This is a genomic window from Pseudomonas sp. LB3P58, assembly GCF_054897895.1.
The window spans coordinates 5,088,611-5,114,628 of sequence record NZ_JBUBVE010000001.1; the positions used below are offsets into that span (position 1 = coordinate 5,088,611).

27 protein-coding genes are annotated in these 26,018 nt (G+C 59.2%); 9 read left to right on the forward strand and 18 right to left on the reverse strand.

The genetic code is table 11. From position 1 onward, the window contains the following. Positions 1-93 precede the first annotated feature (93 nt). The 4 genes from ACYZTZ_RS23710 (at position 94) to ACYZTZ_RS23725 (ending at position 4,394) form a co-directional block, all read left to right on the forward strand. Positions 94-1,116 (forward strand): outer membrane protein assembly factor BamD, encoded by a 1,023-nt coding sequence (locus ACYZTZ_RS23710; protein WP_056742801.1) that lies wholly within the window; start codon positions 94-96, stop codon positions 1,114-1,116. Between the two features lie 122 nt (positions 1,117-1,238). Then, positions 1,239-1,472: a PP0621 family protein gene (locus tag ACYZTZ_RS23715; RefSeq protein ID WP_008154904.1), complete on the forward strand. Its 234-nt coding sequence runs from the start codon at positions 1,239-1,241 to the stop codon at positions 1,470-1,472. After that, positions 1,462-3,051, forward strand: coding sequence for a sensor histidine kinase (locus ACYZTZ_RS23720; protein ID WP_461999873.1), 1,590 nt, complete (start codon positions 1,462-1,464; stop codon positions 3,049-3,051). The genes ACYZTZ_RS23715 and ACYZTZ_RS23720 overlap by 11 nt, the downstream gene beginning before the upstream one ends. Beyond that, positions 3,048-4,394 (forward strand): sigma-54-dependent transcriptional regulator, encoded by a 1,347-nt coding sequence (locus tag ACYZTZ_RS23725; RefSeq protein ID WP_461999874.1) that lies wholly within the window; start codon positions 3,048-3,050, stop codon positions 4,392-4,394. Before ACYZTZ_RS23720 ends, ACYZTZ_RS23725 begins: the two co-directional genes overlap by 4 nt. Positions 4,395-4,428: 34 nt before the next feature. Here the strand turns inward: ACYZTZ_RS23725 and thiO are convergent, their stop codons facing one another. From thiO to ACYZTZ_RS23760, 7 genes are read right to left on the reverse strand one after another with little or no spacing between them, the layout of a single operon-like run. Then, positions 4,429-5,529, reverse strand: a complete 1,101-nt coding sequence (gene thiO / locus ACYZTZ_RS23730) for a glycine oxidase ThiO (RefSeq protein WP_461999875.1) — start codon at positions 5,527-5,529, stop codon at positions 4,429-4,431. Between the two features lie 57 nt (positions 5,530-5,586). Continuing rightward, the gene (locus ACYZTZ_RS23735; protein ID WP_461999876.1) at positions 5,587-5,982 is read right to left on the reverse strand and encodes a type IV pilin protein; all 396 of its coding nucleotides are present in this window, start codon (positions 5,980-5,982) and stop codon (positions 5,587-5,589) included. A gap of 14 nt (positions 5,983-5,996) precedes the next feature. Further along, the gene (locus ACYZTZ_RS23740) at positions 5,997-9,056 is read right to left on the reverse strand and encodes a pilus assembly protein (RefSeq protein WP_461999877.1); all 3,060 of its coding nucleotides are present in this window, start codon (positions 9,054-9,056) and stop codon (positions 5,997-5,999) included. Next, positions 9,043-9,522: a pilus assembly PilX family protein gene (locus ACYZTZ_RS23745; protein ID WP_461999878.1), complete on the reverse strand. Its 480-nt coding sequence runs from the start codon at positions 9,520-9,522 to the stop codon at positions 9,043-9,045. The genes ACYZTZ_RS23740 and ACYZTZ_RS23745 overlap by 14 nt, the downstream gene beginning before the upstream one ends. 11 nt (positions 9,523-9,533) lie before the next feature. Continuing rightward, positions 9,534-10,247: a PilW family protein gene (locus ACYZTZ_RS23750; protein WP_461999879.1), complete on the reverse strand. Its 714-nt coding sequence runs from the start codon at positions 10,245-10,247 to the stop codon at positions 9,534-9,536. Further along, on the reverse strand, positions 10,244-10,693 hold the full coding sequence (gene pilV / locus ACYZTZ_RS23755) for a type IV pilus modification protein PilV (RefSeq protein WP_461999880.1): 450 nt from the start codon (positions 10,691-10,693) through the stop codon (positions 10,244-10,246). Before pilV ends, ACYZTZ_RS23750 begins: the two co-directional genes overlap by 4 nt. Beyond that, positions 10,690-11,163 (reverse strand): GspH/FimT family pseudopilin, encoded by a 474-nt coding sequence (locus tag ACYZTZ_RS23760; protein WP_461999881.1) that lies wholly within the window; start codon positions 11,161-11,163, stop codon positions 10,690-10,692. Before ACYZTZ_RS23760 ends, pilV begins: the two co-directional genes overlap by 4 nt. Before the next feature lie 131 nt (positions 11,164-11,294). Between ACYZTZ_RS23760 and ACYZTZ_RS23765 the strand changes: the two genes are divergently transcribed. After that, positions 11,295-11,852: a GspH/FimT family pseudopilin gene (locus tag ACYZTZ_RS23765; protein ID WP_461999883.1), complete on the forward strand. Its 558-nt coding sequence runs from the start codon at positions 11,295-11,297 to the stop codon at positions 11,850-11,852. On the opposite strand, the gene ispH is transcribed toward ACYZTZ_RS23765, so the two are convergent. The 6 genes from ispH to murJ form a co-directional block, all read right to left on the reverse strand. After that, positions 11,821-12,768 carry a 4-hydroxy-3-methylbut-2-enyl diphosphate reductase gene (gene ispH / locus ACYZTZ_RS23770; protein WP_033054296.1) on the reverse strand — a complete coding sequence of 316 codons (948 nt, stop codon included), beginning with the start codon at positions 12,766-12,768 and terminating at the stop codon, positions 11,821-11,823. The two genes, ACYZTZ_RS23765 and ispH, sit on opposite strands and share 32 nt — an antisense overlap. A 167-nt stretch (positions 12,769-12,935) precedes the next feature. Further along, positions 12,936-13,373 carry an FKBP-type peptidyl-prolyl cis-trans isomerase gene (gene fkpB / locus ACYZTZ_RS23775; protein WP_462000708.1) on the reverse strand — a complete coding sequence of 146 codons (438 nt, stop codon included), beginning with the start codon at positions 13,371-13,373 and terminating at the stop codon, positions 12,936-12,938. A 7-nt stretch (positions 13,374-13,380) separates the two neighbouring features. Next, complete coding sequence (gene lspA, locus ACYZTZ_RS23780; RefSeq protein ID WP_033054294.1) at positions 13,381-13,893, reverse strand: signal peptidase II; 513 nt, start codon at positions 13,891-13,893, stop codon at positions 13,381-13,383. Continuing rightward, a complete protein-coding gene (gene ileS / locus ACYZTZ_RS23785; protein WP_461999884.1) occupies positions 13,886-16,717 on the reverse strand; it encodes an isoleucine--tRNA ligase in 2,832 nt (943 codons plus the stop codon). Before ileS ends, lspA begins: the two co-directional genes overlap by 8 nt. Continuing rightward, entirely contained in the window at positions 16,718-17,668 is a 951-nt protein-coding gene (gene ribF / locus ACYZTZ_RS23790; protein WP_056742826.1) for a bifunctional riboflavin kinase/FAD synthetase, read from the reverse strand. Positions 17,669-17,797: 129 nt separating this feature from the next. After that, complete coding sequence (murJ, locus tag ACYZTZ_RS23795) at positions 17,798-19,336, reverse strand: murein biosynthesis integral membrane protein MurJ (protein WP_461999885.1); 1,539 nt, start codon at positions 19,334-19,336, stop codon at positions 17,798-17,800. A gap of 252 nt (positions 19,337-19,588) precedes the next feature. Here murJ and rpsT point away from each other — a divergent pair, with 252 nt between their 5' ends. Next, on the forward strand, positions 19,589-19,867 hold the full coding sequence (gene rpsT, locus ACYZTZ_RS23800) for a 30S ribosomal protein S20 (protein ID WP_008154937.1): 279 nt from the start codon (positions 19,589-19,591) through the stop codon (positions 19,865-19,867). 185 nt (positions 19,868-20,052) lie between these two features. On the opposite strand, the gene ACYZTZ_RS23805 is transcribed toward rpsT, so the two are convergent. From ACYZTZ_RS23805 to rplU, 5 genes are all read right to left on the reverse strand, one after another. After that, entirely contained in the window at positions 20,053-20,517 is a 465-nt protein-coding gene (locus ACYZTZ_RS23805) for a CreA family protein (protein WP_461999886.1), read from the reverse strand. A gap of 12 nt (positions 20,518-20,529) precedes the next feature. After that, complete coding sequence (proB, locus tag ACYZTZ_RS23810; protein WP_461999887.1) at positions 20,530-21,648, reverse strand: glutamate 5-kinase; 1,119 nt, start codon at positions 21,646-21,648, stop codon at positions 20,530-20,532. Between the two features lie 137 nt (positions 21,649-21,785). Further along, positions 21,786-23,009: an Obg family GTPase CgtA gene (gene cgtA, locus ACYZTZ_RS23815; protein WP_461999888.1), complete on the reverse strand. Its 1,224-nt coding sequence runs from the start codon at positions 23,007-23,009 to the stop codon at positions 21,786-21,788. 194 nt (positions 23,010-23,203) lie between these two features. Continuing rightward, positions 23,204-23,479: a 50S ribosomal protein L27 gene (gene rpmA, locus ACYZTZ_RS23820; protein WP_046048788.1), complete on the reverse strand. Its 276-nt coding sequence runs from the start codon at positions 23,477-23,479 to the stop codon at positions 23,204-23,206. 34 nt (positions 23,480-23,513) lie between these two features. Further along, complete coding sequence (gene rplU, locus ACYZTZ_RS23825) at positions 23,514-23,828, reverse strand: 50S ribosomal protein L21 (protein WP_003176051.1); 315 nt, start codon at positions 23,826-23,828, stop codon at positions 23,514-23,516. A gap of 240 nt (positions 23,829-24,068) precedes the next feature. On the opposite strand from rplU, the gene ACYZTZ_RS23830 reads away from it, so the two are divergent. The 3 genes from ACYZTZ_RS23830 to ACYZTZ_RS23840 all read left to right on the forward strand — a co-directional run bounded on the left by ACYZTZ_RS23830 (position 24,069) and on the right by ACYZTZ_RS23840 (position 25,977). Continuing rightward, a complete protein-coding gene (locus ACYZTZ_RS23830) occupies positions 24,069-25,037 on the forward strand; it encodes a polyprenyl synthetase family protein (RefSeq protein ID WP_033054288.1) in 969 nt (322 codons plus the stop codon). Positions 25,038-25,171: 134 nt separating this feature from the next. Further along, positions 25,172-25,513: a zinc ribbon domain-containing protein YjdM gene (locus ACYZTZ_RS23835; RefSeq protein WP_008154270.1), complete on the forward strand. Its 342-nt coding sequence runs from the start codon at positions 25,172-25,174 to the stop codon at positions 25,511-25,513. Between the two features lie 206 nt (positions 25,514-25,719). Then, the gene (locus ACYZTZ_RS23840) at positions 25,720-25,977 is read left to right on the forward strand and encodes a PA4570 family protein (RefSeq protein ID WP_461999889.1); all 258 of its coding nucleotides are present in this window, start codon (positions 25,720-25,722) and stop codon (positions 25,975-25,977) included. Positions 25,978-26,018 lie beyond the last annotated feature (41 nt).

The following is a 26,018-nucleotide window of genomic DNA, read 5'->3' on the forward strand; positions in this document are numbered from 1 at the left end:
GGCGTCTTTTGCCCCGAGGCTATTCAACGGGGCGCTCATCATAACAGGACGGCCCCGCCCAAGACAGCGGCCGTCATAGGGACGCAAGCCGCCATGCAAGTGAAACACCTGCTGCTGATCGCCATCCTCGCATTGACCGCTGCTTGCTCATCGAAGGAAGTCGTAGACGAAAACCTGAGCGAGGTCGAGCTGTACCAGCAGGCTCAGCACGATCTGGACAACAATAGCTACACCGCCGCCACAGCCAAGCTGAAGGCGCTGGAGTCGCGTTATCCGTTCGGTCGCTACGCCGATCAGGCTCAACTCGAGCTCATCTACGCCAACTACAAGAACACCGAGCCTGAAGCGGCGAAGTCCGCCGCCGAGCGCTTCATTCGCCTGCACCCGCAGCACCCGAACGTGGATTACGCGTATTACCTCAAGGGTCTGACTTCTTTCGACCAGGACGTCGGCCTCTTGTCGCGCTTCCTGCCGTTGGACATGACCAAGCGTGACCCGGGCGCCGCTCGCGACTCCTACAACGAGTTCGCCCAGCTGACCAGCCGCTTCCCCAACAGCCGCTACTCGCCGGACGCCAAGCAGCGCATGATCTACCTGCGCAACCTGCTGGCGGCCTACGAGATTCACGTTGCCGACTACTACCTGACCCGTCAGGCCTATGTCGCCGCCGCGAACCGTGGTCGCTACGTGGTGGAAAACTTCCAGGAAACCCCTTCGGTCGGTGACGGCCTGGCGGTGATGACAGAGGCCTACCAGCGTCTGCACCTGGACGACCTGGCCGCCACCAGCCTCGAAACCCTGAAGCTCAACTACCCGAACCACCCAAGCCTGGTCGACGGTCAGTTCCAGCCTTCGGTGGCCGAAGCCGACAACCGTTCGTGGTTGAGCAAGGCGACACTGGGCCTGATCGAGTCCCGTCCACCGCTGCCGCCGGGCGAAACCCGCGCCAACCAGGACGTGCAGAAGCAGTTCCAGGACGCCAAGGACGCGATTCCGAACGATCTCAAGCCTAAAGATGAAAATGGCGACGTGATCGAAGAAGAGCAACACGAGTCCGAAGCCAATAACAGCGACCGCTCGTGGTTCAGCTACATGACCTTCGGTGTGTTTGACTGACACATCGGGTTGTACAAAAAGGAGCCTTTCGAGGCTCCTTTTTTATGGGCTCGATGATTACGCTGTGCGCTGGTCATGTCCTTGGCTAAACTGGCTCATCACTCGTCGAATAGCAGCTCATCATGCTTCGTTTACTGTTCTGGATCGCCCTGATTGCCGCTGCGGTATGGTTCTGGCGCAAGTTCAAGGGCCAGGCTTCCGTGCCCAAGTCCTCTGCCGAACTGGAAGCGGCCCCCATGGTCCGCTGCGCCCATTGCGGCGTACACCTTCCACGCGACCGCGCGCTGAGCCTTCAACAACAGTGGTATTGCAGCCAGGCTCATCTTGAGCAAGGCCCGGGCTCCAGTGATCGCTGAGACCTCCAGTCCCGGCAGCAAACAGGCCCAGCGACTGCTGCGCCTCTATCACCTTTACCGTTTGAGCATCGGCATCACCCTGGTGCTGTTGATCTCCAGCAACATGGACAACCAGCTGCTGACGTTCAGCAATGACGACCTGCTGCGCAGTGGCAGCTGGTTTTACCTGGTGCTGAATATCCTGCTGGTGGTATTCCTCGGGAACACCCGGCACCCGGCGCAACTGTTCAGCCTGGCGCTGACCGACGTCCTGTTGCTGTGCGGTCTGTTCTACGCCGCCGGCGGTGTGGCCAGCGCCATCGGCAACTTGCTGATCGTATCGGTAGCCATCAGTAACACCTTATTGCGAGGGCGCATCGGCCTGCTGATTGCCGCGGTTGGCGCGCTCGGCATCGTCGGGCTGAGCTTCCTCCTGAGTTTCAGCCATCCCGCCACCCCCAACGATTACCTGCAAGTCGGCACGCTCGGCGCCTTGTGTTTTGCTGCGGCATTGCTGGTGCAAGGGCTGATCCGACGCCTGGAGGTCAGCGAAACCCTCGCCGAACAACGGGCCAGCGAAGTCGTCGGCCTCGAAGCCCTCAACGCACTGATCCTCCAACGCATGCGTACCGGCATCCTGGTACTCGACGACAAGCGGCGGGTTCAACTGGCCAACCACAGCGCCTTGAACCTGTTAGGCAGGGAAAATCTTGCAGGCCAACTGATCGACGACTACTTACCCAGCCTGGTCGAACGCCTGCAACTGTGGCTCAACAATCCGACGCTGCGCCCCCAGAGCCTGAAAGTCGCCAGTAGTGGTCTGGAGCTGCAACCGAGCTTCATTGCCCTGGACCAAAGCCCACACCACCAGACCCTGGTCTTTCTCGAAGACCTCGCGCAAATCGCTCAACAAGCCCAGCAATTGAAGCTCGCCGCCCTCGGTCGCCTGACCGCCGGTATCGCCCATGAAATCCGCAACCCACTGGGCGCCGTTAGTCACGCCGCGCAGCTATTGCAGGAATCAGAGGAACTGAACCGCGCGGATCGACGTCTGACACAGATTATTCAAGACCACTCTCAGCGAATGAATCGGGTAATCGAAAACGTCCTGCAACTGTCCCGCCGCCAGCAAACCGTAGCGCAACGGCTTGATCTGAAGCCGTGGCTGGAACAGTTCGTCAACGAAACCCGCGAGGGGGCGACCGAGCATCAGCAGGTTCACCTGCACATCGGCTCAGGAGACTTCAAAACCCTGATGGATCCAGACCAGTTGACCCAGATTCTCGACAATCTGTTGCGCAACGCCTGGCGCCATAGCACCTTGAATCACGACCTGGCACAGGTCTGGCTCGAGTTGTTCGTCGACCCGGACAGCCAGCTGCCGATCCTCGATATTCTGGACGATGGCCCCGGCGTGGCACCGGAGCATCACGTGCACTTGTTCGAACCGTTCTTCACCACCAGTCCCCAAGGCACCGGCCTGGGGCTTTATCTGTCCCGTGAGCTGTGCGAAAGCAACCAGGCCCGCCTAGACTTCAAACCACGCCAAGGCGGCGGCTGCTTTCGCATCACTTTTGCTCACGGACGGAAACAAAGTTGAACAAGAGCCCACGGCAAAAAGTCCTGATCGTCGACGACGAACCGGATATCCGCGAACTCCTGGAAATCACCCTGGGACGGATGAAACTCGACACCTTCAGTGCCCGCAACCTCAGCGAAGCCCAGGCCCTGCTGTCGCGAGAGACGTTCGATTTGTGCCTGACCGACATGCGATTGCCGGACGGCACCGGCCTTGAGCTGGTGCAACACATCCAGCAACGCCACCCAAACGTACCGGTGGCAATGATCACCGCTTATGGCAGCCTGGAAACGGCGATCAACGCCCTCAAGGCCGGCGCCTTCGACTTCCTGACCAAACCGGTGGACCTCACTCGCCTGCGAGAACTGGTCAGCAGCGCGCTTCGGTTGCCTGCGCCGGGTGGCACCGGCATCGCCATCGATCGCCGGCTGCTGGGTGATTCACCGCCCATGCGCGCCTTGCGCAAACACATCGACAAACTGGCCCGCAGCCAGGCGCCGGTGTACATCAGCGGCGAATCCGGCAGCGGCAAGGAATTGGTCGCGCGACTGATCCATGAGCAAGGGCCGCGCGCCAGCCAACCGTTTATCCCGGTCAATTGCGGAGCGATTCCGTCGGAATTGATGGAGAGCGAATTTTTCGGGCATCGCAAAGGCAGCTTCAGCGGTGCCATCGAAGACAAGCCCGGACTGTTCCAGGCCGCCCATGGTGGCACCCTGTTCCTCGACGAAGTGGCTGATTTGCCGCTGGCGATGCAGGTCAAACTGCTACGGGCGATACAGGAAAAAGCCGTTCGCGGTGTCGGGGAACAGCAGGAAACCGTGGTCGATGTGCGTATCCTTTGCGCCACCCACAAAGACCTCGACGCCGAAGTCGCCGCCGAACGCTTTCGCCAGGATTTGTACTACCGCTTGAACGTGATCGAACTACGGGTGCCACCCTTGCGCGAACGCCGTGACGACATCGAATCCCTCGCCAGCCATGTGCTCAAACGCCTGGCCATCAGCACTGGCCAACCCGCCGCAAAACTCCACCCCCAAGCCCTCGACGCGCTGAAAAGCTACCGCTTCCCCGGCAACGTCCGGGAACTGGAGAACGTGCTCGAACGGGCGCACACGCTGTGCGAAAACAAACAAATTGAAGCCAGCGACCTGCGACTGGCCGAAGGCAACTGCAACCCGGAAGGCGGTGTACCGGACCTGACGCAGATCGACAACCTGGAAGACTACCTGGAAAACGTCGAACGCAACCTTATCCTCCAGGCCCTGGAAGAAACCCGCTGGAACCGCACGGCGGCGGCTCAGCGGTTGAATCTTTCATTCAGGTCGATGCGCTACAGGCTCAAGAAATTCGGGTTGGATTGAGGGCCCCTTCGCGAGCAAGTCGAATGTGTTGCGGCTATATCCGTCCAGCCGGTGCATACGGCGCCGGATCAATGATCGGCTCACGCCCCAGCATCACATCCGCAAACAACTGACACGACGCTGGCGCCAGCACCAGGCCATTACGGTAATGCCCGCAATTGAGCCAAAGCCCTTCGAACCCTGGCACCCGACCGATGTAGGGAATGCCTTCCGGTGAGCCCGGTCGCAACCCGGCCCAGTGGCCCACGACTTCGGCATCCGCCAGTGCAGGAATCAACTCCACCGCCGACGCCTTCAGGCTCTCCAGGGCAGATTCGGTCGGTGTCTTGTCGAAGCCTTCATGCTCCAGCGTACTGCCGATCAGAATGTGCCCGTCGCGCCGGGGAATCGCATAACGCCCCTTGGCCAGAACCATGCTCGGCAGGAAATCCGCTGCGCATTTGTAGAGAATCATCTGCCCTTTCACCGGCTCGACCGGCAGGTCCAGGCCCAGGCTCTTGAGTAAATCACCGCTCCAGGCACCCGCGGTCAGAACCACCTGATCGCCATGAATCGCTCCCGCCGAGGTCTGCACCCCGACCACCGTAGCGCCTTCACGGATAAACCCGCTGACTTCACACTGCTCATGAATCGTCACGTTCGGCAGCGCCAGCAACGCAGCCTTGAGGGACTTCACCAGCCGCGGATTACGCACATTGGCCACATCGGCCATGTAGATCGCCCGGGAAAAACCGCTCCCCAGCACAGGCACCGCGTCGTGAGCCGCCGAGATATCCACAGCCCGCAACGGACGGTTTTCCCGCTCGGCCCAGGCCAGCGCCTCGGCCTCATCATCCAGATCCAGCCAGTACAACCCGGTGGTATGCACCTCGGGGTCGACACCGGTGGCGGCAAACAGTCGCTCACCCAGCTGTGGATAAAAATCCTGGGACCAATGCGCCAACGCGGTGACCGCCGGGCTGTAGCGCCACGGGTAAAGCGGCGAAACGATGCCGCCACCCGCCCAGGACGACTCCTGACCGACGTTCGAACGATCCAGCAGCACAACACTTTGCACTCCGGACGCGAGATTGAACGCTGTCAGCAGGCCAATCACGCCGCCGCCGACAATCACCACTTGCTGTTGCCTGGTCATGTTCTGATCCAACCGTTAAATAGACAGAGGGCGCAAAAAGGCACCCAAAAAAAGAACTCAGCGACCCCAGCAATCCTTGGTCGCGGCCGTCGCATTGACCAAGCTTCTGACGCCAGTGTTGGTGATGGTGAAATCACCGCACTTGTCAGCTGCCATGGCCTTGCCGGGCTTGCGCACCGCCGTCAGCAGGAAGGTCTGATCGGTCAGGGTCGGGGTGATGGTGTAGAAGTCATTACCGGCGCTCAGGCCGGTGGCATTGGTGTAGACATTATTCTTCGAATAGTAGCGTTCAAGGATCTGCGCTTGTTCGGAGAGCAGGCCGGCGACTTCAGTGCGGCGCCCCTTGTTCACATACTCGGTGAGGCTCGGGTAGCCAATGGTGATGACGATCCCGATGATCGCAATCACGATCATGATTTCGATCAGGGTAAAACCTCGGTTGGATCTGCGCATGCCTCAACTCTCACTTACTGTATTTGTCGCCACATGATGCGACGGCTGCCGCCGCCGCTGCCGGGCTTTTCCCCCAGGGATCTGATGCCACCGCTGGAGTCGTTCACAATCTTGCGGGACGCATTGTTGACGATCGCGTTCAGCGTCGGAATACCACCGGTGAAAATCACCCCGCTTGATATCGAATCCGTGCTGTCGACCAGCCCGTCACCATTGGTGTCGAGCACCGCGTAATTGAGCATCTTACCGCTGAATGCATCCAGCTCGACCAGTTTGCCGGTACCGAAACTGGCGCAAGGGTCAGTGGTGTCCACGCTGGCCGTGGTGAACACAATCCGGCCGGCCACCAGACTGGCCTGATTGATCACCCGCTCACCGGTTAGCACGTTGTTGTACACCAGCGGCAGGTACCAGCCTTTTTTCGCCGGATAGGTCACGTCGTTCTGGCTGGTGGTGATGAATTGCCCACTGCTACCCGAGAACACGCCAGTCACCGACTGTGCCTGCAAACTGGACGTTGTGATTTGTCCGGAGCCACCCTCCGCATCCCACACGGCATAGAAAGCCTGAAGGTCTTTGTTGGTCTTGTCGGCAGTCTCATTGAATTTACCGGTACCGAAAAACACTTCCTTCCCCCCCAACGAATTGTCCGCCAGCAATGGTTGCGCGGTAATCGGCTGGGTGATGCCACCTGCGGTGGTAAACAGCGGATTGCGGGAAAACGCCAGATCCCACGATTCCGGGGCCGTGGCGCTCAAATCAAACTTCCACATCCGCCCCTTCAAATCGCCGCCATAAGCGGCCTGCACCACATTCTGCGAGTTGACCCGAAGTTTTACCGACGACAGGCCGTTGGTCGTCTCGGCGCCGTCGACCACGATTTTCTTGATCAGCGTGCCGTCGCGAATGTCGACCACGTACAACGCTGCCACCCCGGAGTTGCTGCCATAACCGTTGGAAATGAATGCCGCCCATCGACCGTCGGCCAAGCGTGCCACTTCCGGTCGTGCGTAGGCATAACCCAGATCATTGAAAATGTTCGCCGTGTTTGCTGTGGCCGGTGCGCTGATCTCCCACAACGCCTTCGTTACGTTACCGGCCGATGCGTCGAACAACTGCAACGCGTAGAAGGTCCTGCCCCCCGCCCCTGTCCCGCCCAACGCAAGGGTCTTCCAGGCACTGTTGAGCTGGGCATCGAACACGCCCACCTGGCCGTCCACCAGAAACTTGTGACTCACCCCGTTTACATAAGTGGAGTCGGCGATGTAGTGCAGTGACGGCAACACACTGGACGGCATAAAAGCGTAACGCCTTGTGCCGTTGGCCGTGTTGATGATGTTTACAAAGCCGTCGTTGGCGTTCACCACGAGGCTGGCGTTCATGCTTGCCGCTTTGGTTGCCAGATAGGTGCTGTAAGTGGTGTCGCCTGACAGATCGGACGCGGTTTTATCCGTGGGCGACGCCAGGGCTAACGGCGAATTGATGATGTCGCCAAGCAGCACACTGCGCACTTTCAGGCCGGCCTTGTTGGTGCCCTTGCTCCACTCCACCAGATCGCTGCCGGTGATGCCGGTGGGCAAACTCTGGTTGAGGGATGTTTGCTGGGCAGGGGAAAAACTGGCGTAGGCCAGCGTCACGGCCGCATTGGTCAGGGTGTTCCAGGATTGATAGGTCGGCGCCGTGGCACCGGGCACGATGGCGGTATCGGTTGTCCACAACACCGAGGCAGTGTTGACCGCACCACTGGAGGTAAATCCGTAGGACTTGATCGTGCCGCGCCAATCCTTGGGATCGTAACTGGTCTGAAAGTAACTCGAACCGCTGGCCAGAGTGGTCCCGCTGGCGACGCCACTGCCGCCGGAGCCGGCCTTGGAGGTGATATCGCTCAGGGCGGACGAGAGTGCACTGTTGAGTCCTGCACTGTCGGTCGCCTGGTAATACTTGCCCTGCCCGTAAGTCGCCGCGTCCGACAACATCTGGTTCGCAGTGGCGAAACCGACGGTGTAAGTGTTCATGTTCTGCTTTGGAAAATCCGCTGCATCCCAGCTTTTGCTCGCAGAATCGGTGCCGGTCGTGCGCATGTCGATGTCGAAGGCGAACTTGGCAATGTCATCCAGGTAAAGCGTATCGCCCTCATCATCGCCGCCGGGGCCATCGTTGTTTACACCGTCCCAATTGGGCAGTCGGGTACCGCCCAGGGGATCGGTGGTCGGGAAGGTCCGGTCAAAGGTGGGCAAGCCGTCGGTAATCACCACACCATAGTTTTTCTGGCAGCGGTACTGGATCGGACTGGTGTAGGTGGTAGGCGTCGTGTTGTAGAACGGTGCCATGCCGCGCATATACCGGGTCACTTCGTAATAGGTTTCCGCCAGCGGCGTGCTGGCGACCGCACTCAAGCCGTTGATCGAGGTAATCAGGGCGCTGTAGTTGGCCTGGTCCGCCAGATCGCTAATGGAACGGGCGATGTAGCCACCATTGCCAGAGTTGTTGCTGTTGACCGGGTTGAACGTCGCCAAGCCAATACGCAGCCCGCGGTTAGTGGTCACCAGATCGGTGGACGCCTTGCGCGCAACGTTCATCCGGTAATCGTTGGGGATTGAACCCGTGGTGAAATCACGGTTGCTACCGTTGGCCAGCCCCACCAGGTACGAAATGTAATCCGCAGAATATCGGGTATTTTCGTTGCCTACCGGATCGGGCAGTTTGAGGCACTGGGGCGCGAGGCTGTTGTTGTAAAACGCGTAGTAACCGTTGGAGCAGCCGGACGACGGCAAGCTGGAGAGGAAGATCGTGTCACCGGTGATGTAGGAGAAACCCAGACATAGCCCGAGCAGCGCATTGCATTGCCGGGCCGGGGTTCGCTGCACTGCCGGATCAAACCCCGCAGCGTAGATGATGCTGTTCATGCTGCCCGAATCGTCGATCAACAACATCACGTTCGGTGCGACGGCTGCAGCGCTCAGCAGCGGTGAATCCGACGGAGTGAAGGCATAGGCTGGCGCCGAGAGATAAAAACCCAACAGCACGCCGCAAACCAGGCGCCACAGACCGGCGTGCCGTTCAGTACTTCGCATAGATACTCTCCACCACACTGCGCGAGTTGCCCGCGATGCCGACTGCGGTCACCCGGTACAGCGTTGTCGAGGTGTTGCTCGGCACATTCACTGCGGTCAGTGTGGTGCCGATGTTCTGCACCCCGTAAAAACCACTGCCGGAGGCGATCCAGGTTACTCCCGAGGTGGAATTGAAGCCGGCGCCGGTGATTGTCGACGACTCGGCCGGTGGCGCGCATTGGGTGGTGCCGCTGCAGACCGGCAACGAAAAGGTCTCCAGTTGCACCGCGCTTTCACCTACGCGCAACGCCGACTCAGCGCCCTGGAACGACTGATTGCGCAAGGTCACGCTGGCCGCCATTTTTTCCTGCAGGGTGGCGTTTTGCATCGATGAAAGACCGATCAATGTCAGCAACAGAAGAAACACCAGGCTAACCAGCAGCGCCATGCCCCGCTGGGCGTGATGGGGCACGGGAGAAATACTCATCGGCCCTCCCCTCATGGCAAGCGGTTGCGTAGCGCGGCAACCACGTTGAAGGTTTGATTGCCTACCCGGTTGTTCGGGTCGGTGAGGGTCAACGTCAGGCGAACACTACGGATGCGCGCCGGATCAGTGGGGTTATTGCTGTAACTGGAGGCGGCCACATCAGTGGCGGAACTGGCGAGGCCGAAGCTCACGTTGAAGGCACTGACGTTGTTCACCAGCACCGCCTGAGCCGGCGTGCCGGTGCCGACACCCATCAGCAGTTGATTGTTGCTGAAGCTGTAGATCAAGCGTCGGATCGGAAACGCCAGCTCGCCCGACCCCGGAACCCGGGCGCCGGTGTAGGCCGTTGCATTGTTCCGACAATCGGAAACCACCGTCCAGGTCGGTACCCCACCACTGCCGCCGACATCCGCTGTCACCAGGGTCAGTTTGAGGTTGGCGTTATCCCAACTGATGGGCGTTGTCTGGCTGGCATTGAAGTCACCTGCCGAGCTTGAATCGGTGACCGCCCCCAGACATCCGAACATGCCGACCATGCGAATTTCCTGAATCATCTTGCTCAGCACGAACCGCGCATCTTCCTGCATGGCGGCAGCGGTGTTCTGGCTGACATAAGTATTCTTGGCCGCGATGAAAATCTGCGCCACGCCCAGGACCACGACCAGACTCAATGCCAGGGCGATCAGTAACTCGATCAGGCCGAAACCTCTGTTGGCCTGGTTCATGGTGTCGACACCGGATCAACGGTGGCGCGACTGGTCAGGACGAAACTGCGCCGCGAATTGGCGATGTTCGCAGCCCGCGAGTCATCCCAGGTGATGGTGATGGTGTACACCCGCTGATTGAGCGTAACGCTGCCAGTAGCCGTGGCGCCGCCGAAATTGACAATGTTGGTGGTGAAGTCGTAGAGGTCCTGATCCCGCGCGACGCTCAGGTTGCCTGAGGTCGGAGGCGTGACGGTGTAGTCGGCACCGGAGTTGGCACGAATGCGGTCCATCATGTCGTAGGCGATAAAACTCGCCTGGCTGGTCATCCGCGCGCTGTCCGTGTACTTCAGCGCATTGAGCTGAATCGCCGCAGCCCCCAACAGCCCCACCGTCAGAATCAACAACGCAACCAAGACTTCGATCAGCGTCATGCCCTCCTGTGCACGCTTGCTCCATCCCCTCATCCGCAGCTTCCACCCAATAGAATTCGTCCGTTCAAACACACATTCAGTGTCCTGCTTTGCGCCCCCCGTACGTAGCTGATCACAACCGCCGTGGACGGTGCCGACAACCCGCCAAGGTTGTTGAAATCGATGGCGGTCACTCCTGAGGTTAGCGTCAGAGTCGCGCCGCTGCCCATCGCTGGAACAACCCGCAATACATTGGCCGGATTGCCAGTACCGTCAAAGACCGTTAATTCTCCGGTCCAGTCGCTGCCGCCGGCCGTCGGGCGCAGTCGGGTGGTGGCACCACGGTCGATAGCCTCAAGTCGGGCGAAATTGAGTCCGCGTTGCAGATCGCCGATTTCGGTGTCGGCCTTGGTGATTTGCGCCGAACGGGTAAACGCCGGTACGGCCAGCGTGATCAGGACCAGAAACACCGCGAGCGCGATCAGCAACTCGATCAGCGTGAAACCTTTTGTACGATGATCCATCGGTGCCCTCCGTTGCCGTCGGCTATACCTGCTTCTACACGCTAGAACATTCGACCGGCAGGTGTTCGGTTGTTTTGCCATTACTCGCGCAGGGATCGCGCGGGCCGCAGCACTCCAGGGAGGGAGATGACATGCATCAGCGAGGTTTCAGCCTGATCGAACTGCTCATGGGACTGACAATTGTCGGGATTGTTCTGCTGTTGGTCAGTCCGGCGTTCGCGGCACTCACCGAATCGAACCATCGCGAGGAGGCCGCGCAATCGCTGATCAGTGGCATACGCAACGCCAGAACCGTTGCCATCACACGCAACCAGAGCGTCGTGATTTACGGCATCAACGACGACTGGAGTCAGGGCTGGCGGATCATTCTGGATATCAGTGGCAAAGGCGCGGAGGACAACAGCAATCCGCTGCTGGTTGAGCGCGCGAGTGGCACTCAGGTGCCGATTGTCGGCAATTGGCCGGTCAGACGATACATACGCTTCAACAGTATTGGCGAGCCACAGATGCCCGGGCGGGCCTTTCAAGCGGGGACATTGCACATTTGCGCAGCCCGCGAACCGGTCACTCAGCTCCAGGTGGTGCTGGCCGCGACCGGCCGCGTCAGCCTGCGCAGCCATAAGGCTGAGCAGGCGCTGTGCCCAGGGGGCAAAAGCGTTAAAGCAGGGAGCGGACGCGCAACTCTTTAGGCATGGAGAAGGTGATGTTCTCCTCGCGACCGGCCAGTTCATCGGCGCCGGTAGCGCCCCACGCCTGCAACTGCTGGATCACGCCACGCACCAGCACTTCCGGTGCGGAGGCGCCAGCGGTGATGCCGATTCGCTCGACACCGTCGAACCAGCTCTTTTGCAGGTCTTCGGCGCCGTCGATCAGATAGGCCGGGGTGGCCATGCGCTCGGCCAGTTCACGCAAGCGATTGGAGTTGGAGCTGTTCGGGCTGCCGACCACCAGTACCACGTCGCACTCATCGGCCAGTTGCTTGACCGCATCCTGACGGTTTTGCGTGGCGTAGCAGATGTCGTCCTTGCGCGGGCCACCGATCGCCGGGAAGCGTGTACGCAGGGCGTCGATGACGCGGCTGGTATCGTCCATGGACAGGGTGGTCTGGGTCACGAACGCCAGTTTTTCCGGGTTGTTCACCTGCAAGGCGGCGACGTCTTTCTCGTCTTCGACCAGATAGATCGCGCCACCATTGCTGCCATCGTACTGGCCCATGGTGCCTTCGACTTCCGGGTGACCGGCGTGGCCGATGAGGATGCATTCACGGCCGTCGCGGCTGTAGCGTGCAACTTCGATGTGTACCTTGGTCACCAGCGGGCAAGTGGCGTCGAACACCTTCAGGCCACGACCGGCGGCTTCGGTACGCACGGCCTGGGAAACACCGTGGGCACTGAAGATCACGATGACGTCGTCCGGCACCTGATCCAGTTCTTCGACGAAGATCGCCCCGCGAGCACGCAGGTCTTCGACGACGAATTTGTTGTGGACCACTTCGTGGCGCACGTAGATCGGCGGCCCGAAGACTTCCAGGGCGCGGTTGACGATTTCGATCGCCCGGTCCACACCGGCGCAGAAGCCACGGGGGTTGGCGAGTTTGATTTGCATGCTGTGCCTCGTGTCTTGCGCGCAAGAAATAGCGAAAACAGTAAAAAAACTTCTTACTGTGGGAGCGAGCCTGCTCGCGAAAGCGTCATCACATTCAACATCAATGTTGACTGACACACCGCTTTCGCGAGCAGGCTCACTCCCACATTTTGACCGTGTTCGGTCAGTTACAACGATTTGACGTTGATGATCTCGACGTCAAAGGTCAATGTCTTGCCGGCCAGCGGGTGGTTGAAGTCGATGGTCACTTGCTCGTCATCGAATACCTTCACCACACCGGGCAACTCAGTATTGGCCGCATCGTTGAAGATCACCAGCAAGCCAGGCGACAGTTCCATGTCCTTGAACTGCGAGCGCGGGATGATCTGTACGTTCTGCGGGTTGGGTTGGCCAAAAGCGTTTTCCGGCAGAATCGTCAGCGTACGCTTGTCGCCAGCCTTGAAGCCGAACAGCGCTGCTTCGAACCCTGGCAACAGGTTGCCGTCACCGACCTTGAAGGTCGCCGGGGCTTTGTCGAAGGTGCTGTCGACGGTGTCGCCGTTCTCCAGGCGCAGTGCAAAGTGCAAAGTGACTTCCGTGTTCTGGCGGATGCGTTGCTCAGCCAATACCTGTTCAGTCATGAACGGCTTCTCCGGTCTTTTTACTTTTGAACATGTCCAGCGCAAGCATTACGGCACCGACAGTGATTGCACTGTCGGCAAAGTTGAACGCCGGGAAATACCAGCGATTCTGCCAATGCACCAGAATGAAATCGATCACATGGCCCAGGGCAATGCGGTCATACAGATTACCCAGCGCGCCGCCCAGCACCAGCGCCAAAGCGACGGCCAGCCAGGTTTCGTTGCGCCCCAGACGCTTGAGCCACACCACCAGCACCGCACTGACCACGACCGCGATCAGGGCAAACAGCCAGCGCTGCCAGCCGGAGCTGTCGGCCAGGAAGCTGAACGCTGCGCCTGTGTTGTAGGCCAGGGTCCAGCTGAACAAATCGGGGATCACCACGATTTGCTGGTACATCTCGAGCTTGCCTTCGAAGTAGAACTTGCTGGCCTGGTCGATGACCAGGACCAGCAAACTCAACCAGAGCCAGCTCAGCCGTCCGAAACGGCCAGCCGCATTAGGCATAGTGACGAACCTCGCCAGCGCCGCTGATGTTGTCGACGCAACGACCGCAGATTTCCGGATGCTCCGGGTTCACGCCGACGTCTTCACGGCAGTGCCAGCAACGGGCGCACTTGGCGTGGCTCGACTTGACCACTTGCAGTTTCAAACCGCTGACTTCGGTGACCACGGCATCGGCCGGCGCCTGAACGAACGGTGCAACAGTAGCGGTCGAGGTGATCAGTACGAAGCGCAGTTCGTTGCTCAGCTTGGCCAGGTCGGCGCTCAGCGCCTCTTCGGCGAACAGCGTCACTTCGGCTTGCAGGTTGCCACCGACGGCCTTGGCCGCGCGCTGGATTTCCATTTCCTTGTTGACCGCGACCTTCACCGCCATGATCCGCTCCCAGTAGGCGCGGTCCAGCTCGACGTTTTCCGGCAGCTCGGTCAGACCTTCGTACCAGGTGTTGAGCATTACCGATTCGTTACGCTCGCCCGGCAGGTATTCCCACAGTTCGTCAGCGGTGAATGCCAGGATCGGCGCGATCCAGCGCACCAGCGCTTCGGAGATGTGGTACAGCGCGGTTTGCGCCGAACGGCGGGCCTTGCTGTTGGCGCCAGTGGTGTACTGACGGTCCTTGATGATGTCGAGATAGAAACCGCCCAACTCCTGCACGCAGAAGTTGTGGATCTTGGAGTAGACGTTCCAGAAGCGGTATTCGCTGTAGTGCTCTTGCAGCTCGCGTTGCAGCAGCAGGGTGCGGTCCACGGCCCAACGGTCCAGCGCCAGCATTTCTTCGGCCGGCAGGATGTCGGTGGCCGGGTTGAAACCGGTCAGGTTGGAGAGCAGGAAGCGCGCGGTGTTACGGATCCGCCGGTAGGCGTCCGCACTGCGCTGCAGGATCTGCTCGGAAACCGCCATTTCACCCGAGTAATCGGTGGAAGCGACCCACAGACGCATGATGTCGGCGCCCAGGGTGTCGTTGACCTTTTGCGGCGCGATCACGTTGCCCAGGGACTTGGACATCTTGCGGCCGGACTCATCGACGGTGAAGCCGTGAGTCAGCAGCTCGCGGTACGGCGCGTGATTGTCGATGGCGCAACCGGTCAGCAACGACGAGTGGAACCAGCCACGGTGTTGGTCCGAACCTTCCAGGTACAGGTCGGCACGTGGACCGGTCTCGTGGCCCATCGGGTGCGAACCGCGCAGAACGTGCCAGTGAGTGGTGCCCGAATCGAACCAGACGTCCAGGGTGTCGCTGATCTTGTCGTATTGCGGCGCTTCGTCACCGAGTAGCTCGGCAGCGTCCATCTTGAACCAGGCTTCGATGCCTTCGACTTCGACGCGCTTGGCGACTTCTTCCATCAGCTCGGCGGTACGTGGGTGCAGCTCGCCGCTTTCCTTGTTCAGGAAGAACGGGATCGGCACGCCCCAGTTGCGCTGACGGGAGATGCACCAGTCCGGACGGTTGGCGATCATCGAATGCAGGCGCGCCTGACCCCAGGCCGGAACGAACTTGGTCTCTTCGATGGCTTTGATCGCCCGCTTGCGCAGGGTGTCGCCGGTCACAGGTTCTTTGTCCATGCCGATGAACCACTGCGCGGTGGCACGGTAGATCAGCGGAGTCTTGTGACGCCAGCAGTGCATGTAGCTGTGTTCGATGATGCTGGTGTGCAGCAGCGCACCCACTTCGGTCAACTTGTCGACGATGGCCGGGTTGGCTTTCCAGATGAACTGGCCGCCAAAGAACTCCAGCGACGTTGCGTAAACGCCGTTGCTCTGTACCGGGTTGAGGATGTCGTCGTTGACCATGCCGTACTTCTTGCAGGTCACGAAGTCGTCCACGCCATAGGCCGGCGAGGAGTGAACTACGCCGGTGCCAGCGCCCAGTTCAACGTACTCGGCCAGGTAAACCGGCGACAGACGGTCGTAGAACGGGTGACGGAAGTTGATCAGTTCCAGCTCTTTACCGGTGGTGGTCGCAATGACCGAGCCTTCCAGGCTGTAACGGGCCAGGCACGACTCGACCAGCTCTTCAGCCAGCACCAGCAGTTTGTCGCCGACGTCGACCAGGGCGTAGTTGAATTCCGGGTGAACGTTCAGCGCCTGGTTGGCCGGGATGGTCCACGGGGTGGTGGTCCAGATCACGATCGAGGCAGGTTTGCCCAGCGACGGCAGACCGAAAGCGGCAGCCAGCTTGGCTTCGTCGGCAATCGGGAAGGCCACGTCGATGGTCGAGGACTTTTTGTTCTCGTACTCGACTTCCGCTTCAGCCAGGGCCGAACCGCAGTCGAAGCACCAGTTCACAGGCTTCAGGCCCTTGAACACGAAACCGCCCTTGACGATTTCTGCCAAGGCACGGATTTCACCGGCCTCGTTTTTGAAATCCATGGTTTTGTACGGGTTGGCAAAGTCGCCCAACACGCCCAGACGGATGAATTCGGACTTCTGGCCTTCGATCTGCTCGGTGGCGTAGGCACGGCACAGTTCGCGGGTCTTGTCCGCGCCCAGGTTTTTACCGTGGGTCACTTCGACTTTGTGCTCGATCGGCAGACCGTGGCAGTCCCAGCCCGGAACATAAGGCGCGTCGAAACCCGACAGGGTTTTCGAGCGGATGATCATGTCCTTGAGAATCTTGTTCAGCGCATGACCGATGTGAATCGTGCCGTTGGCGTACGGAGGACCGTCGTGAAGTACGAACTTCGGACGATCCTTGCCAATCTCGCGCAACTTACCGTACAGGCCAATGCTGTCCCAGCGCTGCAGAATCTGCGGTTCGCGCTGAGGCAGGCCGGCCTTCATTGGGAAGGCGGTGTCCGGAAGGTTTAGCGTGGCTTTATAGTCGGTCATTTAAGGCTCTTCATTAGCGATTGGCGCTAGGTGCGACAGGGCACGGGCGGCGGCAACATCCGCATTGATCGCCGTCTTAAGCGCCTCCAGAGAGGCGAAACGCTGCTCTTCACGCAGCTTGTGGTGGAAAACCACCGTCAAACGCCGGTCATACAGATCGCCGGCAAAATCTAAAAGATGCACTTCGAGGTGGGCTTTGCCATCACCTTGAACGGTTGGCCGCACGCCGATATTGGCGACGCCTGGCCAGGTCTTGCCGTCGATGTCGACGTTGACCAGGTAAACCCCGGTCAGCGGCACGCGACGACGCTTGAGTTGTATGTTGGCCGTGGGCGTACCCAACTGGCGCGCCAGCTTCTGGCCATGCAGGACCCGCCCGGCAATCCGGAACGGACGCCCGAGCAGTCGCTCGGCCAAGGCGAAATCAGCAGCGGCCAGTGCATTGCGGACCTGGGTGCTGCTGACGCGAATACCGTCCAGTTCGACAGTCTGCGCCGCTTCGACGGTAAAACCCTGAAGGACGCCAGCCTGTTGCAGGAAATCGAAATCCCCTACCCGGTCGCAGCCGAAACGGAAATCGTCACCGACCTCAAGATGTTGCACACCGAGGCCATCCACCAGAATGGTGTCGACGAATTCGCTGGCGCTGAGCTTGCTCAAGCGCTGGTTGAAGGCCAGGCACAGGACCCGGTCGACACCTTCCTCGGCCAGCAGCTGCAGTTTATCCCGCAGCCGGGCCAGACGGGCCGGCGCCGTGTCCGGCGCGAAGAACTCTCGCGGCTGCGGCTCAAAAATCACCACGCAGCTGGGCACGCCCAACTCGAGCGCGCGCTCACGGAGCCTCGCCAGGATAGCCTGGTGGCCACGGTGAACACCGTCAAAGTTGCCAATAGTGGCGACACAGCCCCGATGCTGGGGGCGCAAGTTGTGGAGGCCTCGAACCAGCTGCATAACGCGCTTCTTGCTCATAAAGTGGTCGATTATAACCACACCCGGCGGCCGACGACAGGCAACACCGTAACCCAAAGTGATCGAGCCGACAAAACCGTCGATTCGCCCGTGTTTATCGAGGTCGTGACCTCAGCTCAGCGTTTTGCGATTGAAGTCTCGCAAACGGAAGCCCATCAACAGCAACATGCCGAAATAAGCCACCACACCGGCAACGACCAATGCGCCCAGACGCAGGAACCGCTCCAGCATATGCCCCTGATCCCAGGCTGGCATGAAATGCATTCCCACCAGTAACACAGCAGACATCACCAACACTGCAATCACTAGCTTGAAGCCGAACTTCGCCCAACCCGGTTGCGGCTCATACATCTGCTGCTTACGTAGCTGATAGAACAGCAGGCTGGCGTTAATGCACGCGCCGATGCTGATGGCCAGTGCCAGACCGGCGTGAGCCAGCGGGCCGATCAACACCAGGTTGAATAATTGGGTAACGATCAGGGTGAAAATCGCGATTTTTACCGGTGTGCGGATGTTTTGTTGCGCATAAAAGCCCGGCGCCAGCACTTTGATCACGATAATCCCGAGTAAACCGACCGAATAAGCGATCAGCGCCCGCTGGGTCATGGAGGCGTCAAACGCGCTGAACTGGCCGTACTGGAACAAAGAAACCGTCAGCGGCTCGGCGAGAATCCCCAGCGCCAGGGAGCACGGCAACACCAGCATGAAACACAGGCGCAACCCCCAATCGAGGATCCGCGAGTATTCCTGGCGATCCTTGCTGGCGTAGGTCTTGGCCAGGGTCGGCAGAAGAATCGTACCCAGCGCCACACCCAGCACACCGGACGGCAATTCCATCAAACGGTCGGCGTAGTACATCCATGACACGGAGCCGGCGACCAGGAACGAGGCGAAAATGGTGTTGATGATCAGCGAAATCTGGCTCACCGATACACCGAGAATCGCCGGCAGCATTTGTTTCATGACCCGCCAGACGCCGCTGTCACGCAGGTTCAGTCGTGGCAACACCAGCAGGCCGATCTTTTTCAGGTGCGGCAGCTGATAGAGCAATTGCGCCAGACCACCCGCCAGTACTGCCCAGCCCAGCGCCATGACCGGCGGATCGAAGTACGGCGTCAGGAACACCGAAAAGATGATCATGCTGACGTTGAGCAGGGTCGGCACGAAGGCCGGCACCGAGAAGCGGTTATACGTGTTGAGGATCGCCCCGGCCAACGAAGACAGGGAGATCAGCAATATGTAAGGAAAGGTCACCCGCAACAGACTGGCCGTCAGCTCGAATTTTTCCGGCGTGTCGGTGAAGCCCGGCGCGGTCACCCAGATGACCCACGGCGCAGCGATCATGCCCAAAGCGGTGACCAACGCCAGCACCAGCGTCAGCAGGCCCGAGACGTAGGCAATGAAGGTTCGCGTCGCCTCCTCGCCCTTCTGGCTTTTATATTCAGCAAGAATCGGCACAAATGCCTGGGAAAAAGCCCCTTCGGCGAAGATCCGCCGCAGCAGATTGGGCAATTTGAAGGCGATAAAGAAGGCGTCAGTCGCCATCCCGGCGCCAAATGTGCGCGCAATGAGAGTGTCACGAACGAACCCCAGAATCCGGGAAAGCATCGTGATAGAGCTGACGGCGGCCAACGATTTGAGCAGATTCATTGAAAGAGTTTGTGCCTGTCGATAAACAGCAGGCGAACAAAGCGCCTACTTATGCGATACTCCGCGCCGCAGCAGCACAGAGCCAAAGCTCGCGAGTTTACAGGTCAAGCGCCGGAAATAAATATCCCGCCTCTTTATACCTACCACTTAGCGGAACGTCTCAACCGCCCTTGACAAGACATCAACTCATCGGCATGATTCGCGGCCTATTTTGTTTGCTATTTCCTAAAAAGTCTTTCGAGGAGCTCGACGGTGGCCAACACACCTTCCGCCAAAAAACGTGCAAAACAGGCTGAGAAGCGTCGCAGCCACAACGCCAGCCTGCGTTCCATGGTTCGTACCTACATCAAGAATGTAGTTAAGGCCATCGACGCAAAAGACGCTGAAAAAGCTCAAGCTGCTTACGTTCTGGCCGTGCCAGTTATCGACCGTATGGCCGATAAAGGCATCATCCACAAGAACAAGGCTGCTCGTCATAAGAGCCGCCTGAACGGTCACGTCAAGGCTCTGAACCTTGCTGTTGCCGCATAAGCGATAAGCTTGTTAAAAAACCGACCCTAGGGTCGGTTTTTTATTGCCTGCGACTTGGTAAACGCCGCGCAAAAAAAATGTGGGAGCGGGCTTGCTCGCGAAAGCGGTGTATCAGGCGATATTAATATCAGCTGATACCCCCTCTTCGCGAGCAAGCCCGCTCCCACATTTGGATCTTCGTTAGCTTATTGAGCCTGCGCCCACGGCAAAATCGGAATCGCAGTCACCGCATTCTGCGGACTGCCTTCGATCACACGATCGCTATAGACCAGGTACACCAGCGTATTGCGCTTCTTGTCGAGGAATCGCACCACCTGCATGGTCTTGAACACCAGTGACGTGCGCTCCTTGAACACCTCGTCACCATCCTTCAACTCGCCTTTGAAGCTGATCGGCCCGACCTGACGACAAGCGATAGACGCTTCTGCACGATCTTCAGCCAACCCCAAACCACCCTTCACGCCACCCGTCTTGGCCCGCGAGAGGTAGCAGGTCACGCCCTCAACCTTTGGATCATCAAACGCTTCGACGACGATGCGGTCATTCGGACCGACAAACTTGAACACCGTCGACACCCGACCAATCTCCTCGGCCGAGGCCAGCAGCGGCATCGCCAACAGCAGACCCAACAATCCTTTTGCCACGCGCATTCAGGTATTCCTTCAGACCAGGATCAGGTTATCGCGGTGAACCAGTTCCGGCTCTGCCATGTAACCCAACAGACCGACAATCGCCTCAGACGACTGACCGATGATTTTTTGTGCCTCCAGCGCGCTGTAGTTGGCCAGGCCTCGGGCGATTTCACGACCGTCCGGCGCCACGCAAACCACCATCTCGCCACGACGAAAGCTGCCCTGGACCAGCTTGACACCCACAGGCAGCAAACTTTTGTTGCCTTTGGACAGCGCCGTCACCGCGCCGGCATCCAGCACAAGCGTGCCGCGAGTTTGCAGGTGCCCGGCCAGCCATTGCTTGCGCGCCGCCAACAGGCCGCGCTCAGGCGACAGCAAGGTGCCGATGCGCTCGCCCGCCTTGAGGCGATCCAGCACACGGTCAATACGCCCGCCAACGATGATGGTATGCGCACCGGAACGAGCCGCCAGCCGCGCAGCACGCAATTTGGTCTGCATGCCGCCACGACCCAGCGCACCGCCCGTACCGCCCGCCACCGCATCCAGCGCCGGATCATCGGCGCGCGCTTCGTAAATCAGGTTGGCGTTAGGGTTATTACGCGGATCGGCGTCGAACATGCCATCGCGATCCGTGAGGATCACCAACAGATCAGCCTCGACCAGGTTGGCCACCAGCGCCGCGAGCGTGTCGTTGTCGCCGAAACGTATTTCATCAGTGACTACGGTGTCGTTTTCGTTGATCACCGGAATAACTTTCAGCTCAACCAACGCGCGCAAGGTGCTGCGGGCATTCAGGTAGCGCTTGCGGTCGGACAAGTCGTCGTGAGTCAGGAGAATCTGCGCGGTATGCCGGCCATGCTCGGCAAAGCTCGACTCCCAGGCCTGCACCAGCCCCATCTGACCGATGGCGGCAGCGGCCTGCAACTCGTGCATCGCACTGGGTCGTACGGTCCAGCCCAAACGGCTCATGCCGGCCGCCACCGCCCCTGAGGACACCAGCACCAACTCGACGCCAGCCTCATGCAAAGCCACCATCTGCTCGACCCAAACACCCATTGCCGCGCGATCGAGGCCCTTGCCGTCCGCCGTCAGCAAAGCGCTGCCGATCTTCACGACCCAACGCTGCGCACCTGTCACCTTGCTCCGCATCATCTTCAACCTTAGCTTGAGGACAGCGCGACCTGGCACTGCCCGTGACGTTAATCGTGGCTATTACTGACCAACGATCGATTTCCAGATACTAAAACGCCGCTCTAGTGAGCGGCGTTTAAGTTTATCGCAACGAATCAGTCACGCACGTAAATGATTTCCGGACCGTCTTCGTCATCCACATCTTCTTCGTCCCAATCATCGTCGCCGATGTCATGGACCGACTTCACGCCGCTACGGCGCAGGGCACGCTGGTCATCCAGGGCCTGCAGCTGAGCACGGGCTTCGTCTTCGATGCGCTGATCGAGCTCGGCCAACTCTTCCTTGTAAACCGGGTCGTTAGCCAGGCGATCAGCACGGTCTTCCATGCAACGCATGATGTCGTGGCAAAGACGCTCGGTGCCCAGCTTGGAGATAGCCGAGATCACGTAGACCGGACCGGTCCACTCCAGGCGATCAACGATTTCCTTGACGCGAGCATCGTGCTCTTCTTCGAGGATCTGGTCGCACTTGTTCAGCACCAACCAACGATCACGCTCAGCCAGGGACGGGCTGAACTTGGTCAGCTCGCTGACGATCACTTCAGCAGCATCCGGCGCGCTGGCGTCATCCAGCGGCGCCATGTCCACGAGATGCAGCAGCAAACGGGTACGCGACAAGTGCTTGAGGAAGCGAATCCCCAGGCCTGCGCCATCGGAAGCACCTTCGATCAGACCCGGAATGTCCGCGACCACGAAGCTTTTCCAGCGATCGACACTGACCACACCCAGGTTCGGCACCAGCGTGGTGAACGGGTAGTCGGCGACTTTCGGCTTGGCAGCCGACACCGAACGAATGAAGGTACTTTTGCCAGCATTCGGCAAGCCCAGCAGGCCGACGTCAGCCAACACCTTCATTTCCAGCTTCAGATCACGCGCCTCACCCGGCTTGCCCGGAGTGGTCTGACGCGGAGCACGGTTGGTACTGGACTTGAATCGGGTGTTACCCAGACCGTGCCAGCCGCCGTGAGCAACCAACAAACGCTGACCGGCCTTGGTCAGGTCACCAATCACTTCCTGAGTGGCGGAGTCGATAACGGTAGTGCCGACCGGAACACGCAGGACCAGTTCTTCACCTTTCTTACCGGTGCAGTCAGTGCTGCCGCCGTTGGAACCACGCTCGGCATCAAAGTGCCGGGTGTAACGGTAGTCCACCAGGGTGTTGAGGTTTTCGTCGGCGATCATGTAGACCGAGCCGCCATCACCACCGTCACCGCCGTTCGGGCCACCGTTTTCAATGAATTTCTCGCGACGGAAGCTCATGCAACCGTTGCCGCCGTCACCGGCCTTTACTCGAATCGATACTTCATCAACAAACTTCATAACAAAACGCCTCTCGTCATACGGACGAGCCGAAAAACACTAAGACATAAGACTCTTGCAAAAATGAGCGCAGCGACCTCAATCAACGACCGCAAATCCAGCGCTGGAGCCCATCACAAACAGCTTTGCAAGAGACTCACCCCACAAACGAAAAAGCCCCGTCGCGAGACAGGGCTTTTCCAGCAACTACGTAATTATGCCGCGACGACTGCAGTCTTCGGGACAATGCTCACGTAACGGCGGTTGAAAGCGCCTTTTACTTCAAACTTGATCACGCCGTCGATTTTAGCGAACAGAGTGTGATCTTTACCCATGCCAACACCGTAACCGGCGTGGAATTGAGTGCCGCGCTGACGCACGATGATGTTGCCCGGAATGATAACCTGGCCGCCATACATCTTCACGCCAAGGCGTTTGGCTTCTGAGTCGCGACCGTTACGGGTACTACCACCAGCTTTTTTGTGTGCCATGAGTCAATTCTCCTAGTGAGGAATTAGGCTGAAATTAAGCCTGAATACCGGTGATTTTGATCTCGGTGTACCACTGGCGGTGGCCCATACGCTTCATGTGGTGCTTACGACGACGGAACTTGATGATGCGGACTTTATCGTGACGACCTTGGGAGATCACTTCAGCCACAACGGTAGCGCCAGCAACAACTGGAGCGCCGATGTTCACGTCATCGCCATTGGCGACCAACAGAACGCGATCAAAAGTAACGGATTCGCCGGTAGCGATTTCCAGTTTTTCGATCTTCAGGTATTCACCTGGGGCGACCTTGTATTGCTTGCCACCAGTAACAATTACTGCGTACGACATGGTATTTCTCCGATAATCCTGCTCACCCAGCTCTTTATAAGAAGAGGTATTGGCTGGCATGGCTGCATTGGGCTGGAAGGCCTGTTTGCAATTGCGTAAGGCAGGTGCTGCCCAGGAAGTTCAGGGTGCGCGATTGTACGCAAGCTGCCGGGGCGATGCAAGAGGCCGTCCATCGTACCTTGACACCCGCCGACGTGGGTCCTAGCATGCCGCGCAACCCTTCTGGAGCACCTGTCGCTGATGCAACCCCAAGCTTTCTACCGCGCGGTGGCGGACGATTTTAGCGCCGTCGACGGCATCATCAAGAAGCAGCTGACTTCCCGAGTGCCGCTGGTATCGAAAATCGGCGATTACATTACCTCGGCTGGCGGTAAACGCCTGCGCCCTCTATTAGTGTTGCTGTGTGGCAAGGCTCTGGGTCGCGAAGGCGATGACCTGCGCCTGCTGGCCGCAACCATCGAGTTCCTGCACACCGCGACCCTGCTGCATGACGACGTGGTCGACATGTCCGGCATGCGCCGTGGCCGTTCGACGGCCAACGCCATGTGGGGCAACGCGCCAAGCGTGCTGGTGGGCGACTTCCTGTATTCGCGGTCCTTCGAAATGATGGTCGAACTGGGCTCCATGCCGGTGATGAAAATCCTTTCGCAAGCCACGCGCATCATCGCCGAAGGCGAAGTGTTGCAGCTGTCCAAGGTTCGTGACGCCAGCACCACTGAAGAAACCTACATGGAAGTCATCCGCGGCAAGACCGCGATGCTCTTCGAAGCGTCGACCCATAGTGCGGCAGCGCTCTGCGAAGCGACATCGGAACAGTCAGAAGCCCTGCGTACATTCGGCGATCATCTGGGCGTGGCGTTCCAATTGGTCGACGACCTGCTGGACTACAAAGGCGATGCCGAAACCCTGGGCAAGAACGTCGGTGACGATCTGGCTGAAGGCAAGCCGACCCTGCCGCTGATCTACACCATGCGCGAAGGCACGCCGGAGCAGGCTGCCCTGGTGCGCAAGGCGATCCAGAAAGGCGGCATCGAAGACCTGGAAAGCATCCGCGAAGCCGTGGAAGCGTCTGGTTCGCTGGATTACACCGCCCAGCTGGCTCGTGACTACGTGGCCCGCGCGATCAAGTGCCTCGACGCGCTGCCTGCCAGCGAGTACCGCGATGCGCTGGTCGAATTGAGCGAATTTGCGGTCGCCCGTACGCACTGATTTTTACAGCAAGATCAAAAGATCGCAGCCTGCGGCAGCTCCTACGGGGCTGCGATCTTTCGCTGTCACCCCTCCTCCGCCTAAAACCCTATATAATGTGCGACTTTTAGCGATCCTCAATCCAAGGAGCTTTAGTGAGCACGTTGCCACCCTGCCCAAAATGCAATTCCGAATACACCTACGAAGACGGCGCCCAGCTGATCTGCCCTGAGTGCGCCCACGAGTGGTCCGCCAGCGGCGAAGCCGAAGCAGTGTCCGATGACACCGTGAAAAAGGATTCGGTTGGCAACGTCCTGCAGGACGGCGACACCATCACCGTGATCAAGGACCTCAAGGTCAAAGGCACGTCGCTGGTGGTCAAGGTCGGCACCAAGGTCAAGAACATCCGCCTGTGCGATGGCGATCACGACATCGACTGCAAGATCGACGGCATCGGCCCGATGAAGCTCAAATCCGAGTTCGTCAGAAAAGTCTGAGCCTGCTGTATTCCATCCCGCGTCCCGCGTGGGATGGTGCTTCACCCTCCCCCGCTTCGCCCAACAATCCCTCGCAATAGCCAAACGCCAGCCGTTTTGACCTTACGCAACCTTTACCCTTAAAAAAACACAAACCGCCAATAGGTCCTTGCTATTTGATGAATAAGAATTATTCTCATTGAAACCCATCAATGGAGATGAGACCCATGACTTATTTGATCGACGCCTGGCTGGACCGCCCACACCCTTACCTCAGGATCCTGCATCGGGAAACCGGGGAAGTTTGTGCGGTGCTTGAAGAAGAAGCCTTGACCGAGCTGCAGGATCAGGGTGATCTGGACGTCAACGGCTTGAGTTCCAGCGAGCCGGTGGTGCTCAAGGAACTGGTGCGCAATCTGTTTCTGTTCTGCTATGCCCGGGCATTGCGCCCGACAAGCGAACTGCACCACAAGATCGAAATATGATGCAGCGCAAAAAACTGTGGGAGCTAGCCTGCTGGCGATTG